This is a genomic window from Blautia sp. OM07-19 (assembly GCF_003481595.1).
Taxonomy (GTDB): Bacteria; Bacillota; Clostridia; order Lachnospirales; family Lachnospiraceae; genus Blautia_A; species Blautia_A intestinihominis.
The window spans coordinates 1,052-5,576 of sequence record NZ_QULA01000066.1; the positions used below are offsets into that span (position 1 = coordinate 1,052).

Sequence of the window (4,525 nt, forward strand, 5' to 3'; positions counted from 1 at the left end):
AATGGGCAAATAAGGAAAATTTAAAAATTGTCTCTGCTGAATATAACAAGATGCTCACACATAATCTACATAATTTTTCAGAACTTGAAGACCGCATAGCCTTGTTACATATGCAGCAAAAAGAGGTAAATACCTCTGTTGTTTCTCTCGAGTCTCAGATACGTCATCTTCGAGAAATGCTAAAATATGCCAAACAATATCAGAAAAATAAAATTTACGATGACCATTATAAAAGTTCCAAAGATCCGGATCGTTATTTCCGTAAATATGAATCTCAAATTATTCTTTTCGCTGGTGCTGAACATATTTTACAGGAAAATGGTATAGACCTGAAACATCTTAATTCCAATAAGTTACAAGAGCAAATTGCAGATCTTATTTCCAGAAAGGAATCACTAAATAATCAATACGTTTCCTTTAAGCAAGAAATAAAAGAGTTGGAATTGATACAGCAAAACCTGTCCAAATATCTCAAACAGGATGCTCCTAAAATACAAAGATCTTCTCATAACCAACTCCCTTCTTTGTAAAACCATAATAATAGGCAGCGATTTCACTCGCTGCCTAAATTCCCATTAAACCGATATCCTACACCGCGCACCGTTTGTATATATAACGGATGACCAGGATCATCTTCTATCTTTTCTCTAATGTTGCAGATATGTCGCATAACAACATTGTAATCACCCGAATAGGGTTCATTCCAGATTATATCATATATTTGTTCTTTACTAAACACTCTTCCAGGACTTCGCATTAATAAATGCAAAATTTCAAACTCTGTAAAAGACAAATCTATTTTTTTCTGCTTTCGGAATAATTCTCTTGTGGCTAATAAAATAACAATATCTCCATAATGTATTTTCAATAGATTTATATTTTTTTCATCACAATATATATTTCGTCCGGTTTTCAAAGCAGCAAGAACAGACTCTATCATTTCTTCTTCACTATCTTTAAACGATAATAATAATATTTTTCCTATGTTTTCACTCCCTCTAACAGATGTTTCTTCATCTAATTATAAACTTCTTTTCTGCGATATATAAAATAAATAACTGGAACAATCAATAATAGCAGAATGGAGTACGATATTATTAAAATAGGAACTGCGCAAAACACTTTTCCTCCGATTTCATACAAGTTAAAAAATTTAACTACCTGATTCATTTGAAGCATTTGATCTGGAAGAAGTCCCAAAATTTTATTTAATAATGGTAGACTTGTTCCTGATAAAAATGATGGAAGAAAAATCAAAATAAAAGGCACGATTACCGCTATTACTGATGAGTTTGTCTTCGCAGAAACCAACATAGTTAGAGATTGCATAAATAAACATCCCAGATATCCACCAAGAACTATCAAAATATATTCCTGAGCATTCGTGATATTATAAATACTCTTCCACCCACTCATACTAGACTGTATGGGACAATTTGCTCCGTCTACACCAAGAATTCCCAAAACAAGCATAGTGTATAACAACATAACCGCCCAGTAAATAGCCGTTATTATGATTGCTCCTGCTTTCACTTTTGCCCATACAGCCTTATTTCTGCCATAATAAGAAGAATAAAAAACTGCATTCGCTTTCAGCTGAAATTCACCTGAAAAAATACCTGCACAAAGGAAACCTAATACCAATGTCAAAATCATAATTATTGAGGGTGAATATTGAAATAAGTTTTTCCATCCCGCTTGATAATCATAATATAAAGGGGTTTTCATTTTTTCATACGCTCTTATTAAATAACTTTTTTCCTTTTCAGAAAACTGATCCTTTCCATCAGTTTCTAACCAATTTTTCAAATTTTTGATACGATTAGAATAAAAATCTACTGCTTCATCAGGAGAAAGAGAATCTGCCAGATAATAATTATAATCGTTAAACTCTCCATAATCACAATTTAGTAAATCCCTTATATCCATGAAACCCTGTCTTTGACTATATGCTATATCATTCTGTCTAAAATCATTCGACTTAGCTTCCGGTGTCTGTGAAATCCTGACATTTTCTTCAATAATTTTTCTAAGCACATCCTCTGTCAGTTCTCCTGACCATTCTTTTTTCAACTCACGAACCTTTAACATAGCCGATATTCCACTTTCCGCATCACCATTACGATTCACATATTTATTATCCCCGATGATAAAAGACAAGACTACTGAAATTACAATAAAAATAAATATCAGCGCAACCTTACTTCCTTTTTTTGAAAAAACTTTTTTTATTTCATAATACGTCATAATCATCACCTGTTTTCTCTCCGAAATAATATAAGAATATGTCCTCCAAAGTCATCGTTTCCTCTTTCGCATTATAGTGTGGAGATTTTTCAGACAAAATGCGTAATTCTATTCCATCCGAAAGTGTTTTCATATTTGAGACTTTAAACTGTTTTTGCCACATTTCAACTTCATTATTTGCAACTACACAACTCCATACTTTTACTGGTACTGACTGAATAATCTCTTCTTGTGTTCCTGAATGGCTAATCTTTCCATCTTTCATCAATAACACCTGGTTGGCAATGTATTCAATATCCGACACAATATGTGTTGATAATAGCACGAGACGATCCTGTGACAATTCACTGATCAGATTTCGAAAACGTATCCTTTCATTCGGATCCAGACCTGCAGTAGGCTCATCGAGGATCAAAATCTTTGGGTTATTTAGCATAGCTTGGGCAATCCCTGCACGGCGTTTCATTCCTCCAGACAATTTTTTCATTTTTCTATTCTGCATTTTAGCCAACCCAACCTGCCGCAGAAGTTCTGTTACACGCTTTCGTGCAATACTTATTCGCATTCCTTTAATTGACGCAATATACATTAAATAATCATGAACCGAAAACTCCGGATAAAATCCAAATTCTTGAGGTAAATAACCAAGAATTCTCCTATATTCGCCATCCAATGCAAAAATATCTTTTCCATCACATAATATGCTTCCCGAAGTAGGTTTAATAAGTGTGCAGAGCATTCTCATCAGCGTTGTTTTTCCAGCACCGTTGACACCAAGAAGCCCATAAACTCCATTACTCATCGTCAGCGTGATATCATCAACTGCTTTAAATCCCTGAAATTCTTTTGTTAATTTTTTCAATTCTAATTCCATAATCAAATTCCTCACATTTCTCTGATTACGACCGTTGTGTGATTTCTCGTAATTGACACCATAATAGTCTTATACACTTGCCCCATTACTCTCGTAATATCTTTCACTGCATTTCCATACTCGCCAAATACTGTAACACAAATATAAAACAGATAATATCATCATTCCACACCATATTGATGTAGATATATGCTCATAAATACTATCTTTGAGAACTACAAGCGTCCAAACAGCGATCCAAATCAGACAGGAAAATAATGTGGAAGATACATAATCATCTCCTTTACTGCAAAGTAATCGAAAACATATGCAGCATGTCACATTCATTGGCAAAATAAATTGTATTAAGATATCCATAAATGCAATCTGTAACACAAAAGTGCTGGTTATCAAAAACACACTCAATAGGCAAACATCTACCATGCCGAAGAGTAGCATTCGTGCGGCATATATATTCTTTATGGAAAAAAATGTTGCACCTTCTACTTCCATAGCCCCATTGCTTCTATTTTTCCAGAGTTCCGGAAGTATCAATATTACAAAACTCGGTGCCAAAATCCCCATGCAGCGCCTTGTATAAATACTACTGTCTGATAAGAACATTGTCATCCAAAGGATTAGTAATACTGCCCCTTGAGCAAACCACCAGTGCTTCTGTATATACGAAGCTTGCTGATATAAAAATTCTAACCATGACATATTTCTTTCGATTTCTCCATCCCAATATGCTTCTTTCGATTTTATAATGGTCTGTTGTAATTTTTTCTCATCTATATTTCTATCCTTCTGATTTTTTGCATACGCATGCAATTTTTCATCAACTGTCATCATCATTTCTTATCCCCCAGATAAACACTCAACAATTCTTTTGCTTTTCCTATCCTATATTTTACAAGAGGAAGTCCTATGCCAATAATATCTGCTACTTCTTTTAATTTCAAATCCTGAAAATAATGTAGAATAACTACTTCCTGCAAATCTTCTGGAAGTTTTTTTATTGATTCTTCTATATCTATTTTATTCTCAATTACAGCAATTGGATTTTCCCCCTTATCTGGTAACGCTTCCATCACAATATCTCTTTTTTTCTTATAACTATCCCGACATAAATTTCGAGCAATCACATACAAATAATTAGCAGTCTTTCCCAAATGATGATACGATCTAAATGATCGAAAAAAGTGTTCAAATGTTGCTTGAGTAATATCTTCTGCATCACAGTCTGTGTATGTATGTAATCGACAATAATTCCGTATAGTTGAATAGTATTTTTTTACGAATACCTCTATAGCTTCTTCATCACCATTTTTCATTTTGTGAATCAAAAGAAAATCTGCATCCACTTCTTTCCTCCCTATATAGTCAAGTCTTTTTTCCTTGAAAATCAAGGATTTTTTAGTGTTT

5 protein-coding genes and 1 pseudogene are annotated in these 4,525 nt (G+C 33.6%); 1 reads left to right on the top strand and 5 read right to left on the bottom strand.

Annotated features, from left to right (window positions below; all coding sequences use genetic code 11):
- Positions 1-530 (top strand): annotated as a pseudogene (locus DXC01_RS20825) (relaxase/mobilization nuclease domain-containing protein); the annotation flags it as partial.
- Positions 531-553: 23 nt separating this feature from the next.
- Here DXC01_RS20825 and DXC01_RS19595 read toward each other — a convergent pair.
- From DXC01_RS19595 to DXC01_RS19615, 5 genes are all read right to left on the bottom strand, one after another.
- Positions 554-940 (bottom strand): winged helix-turn-helix domain-containing protein, encoded by a 387-nt coding sequence (locus DXC01_RS19595; RefSeq protein WP_118699662.1) that lies wholly within the window; start codon positions 938-940, stop codon positions 554-556.
- A gap of 77 nt (positions 941-1,017) precedes the next feature.
- A complete protein-coding gene (locus DXC01_RS19600) occupies positions 1,018-2,247 on the bottom strand; it encodes an ABC transporter permease subunit (RefSeq protein ID WP_044926005.1) in 1,230 nt (409 codons plus the stop codon).
- Complete coding sequence (locus tag DXC01_RS19605; protein WP_005426530.1) at positions 2,234-3,121, bottom strand: ABC transporter ATP-binding protein; 888 nt, start codon at positions 3,119-3,121, stop codon at positions 2,234-2,236. The genes DXC01_RS19600 and DXC01_RS19605 overlap by 14 nt, the downstream gene beginning before the upstream one ends.
- Positions 3,122-3,190: 69 nt before the next feature.
- On the bottom strand, positions 3,191-3,955 hold the full coding sequence (locus tag DXC01_RS19610; RefSeq protein WP_005426531.1) for a hypothetical protein: 765 nt from the start codon (positions 3,953-3,955) through the stop codon (positions 3,191-3,193).
- Positions 3,952-4,525: RNA polymerase sigma factor (locus DXC01_RS19615; RefSeq protein WP_243111680.1), on the bottom strand; the 574-nt coding region annotated here is incomplete at its 5' end. The genes DXC01_RS19615 and DXC01_RS19610, both read right to left, overlap by 4 nt.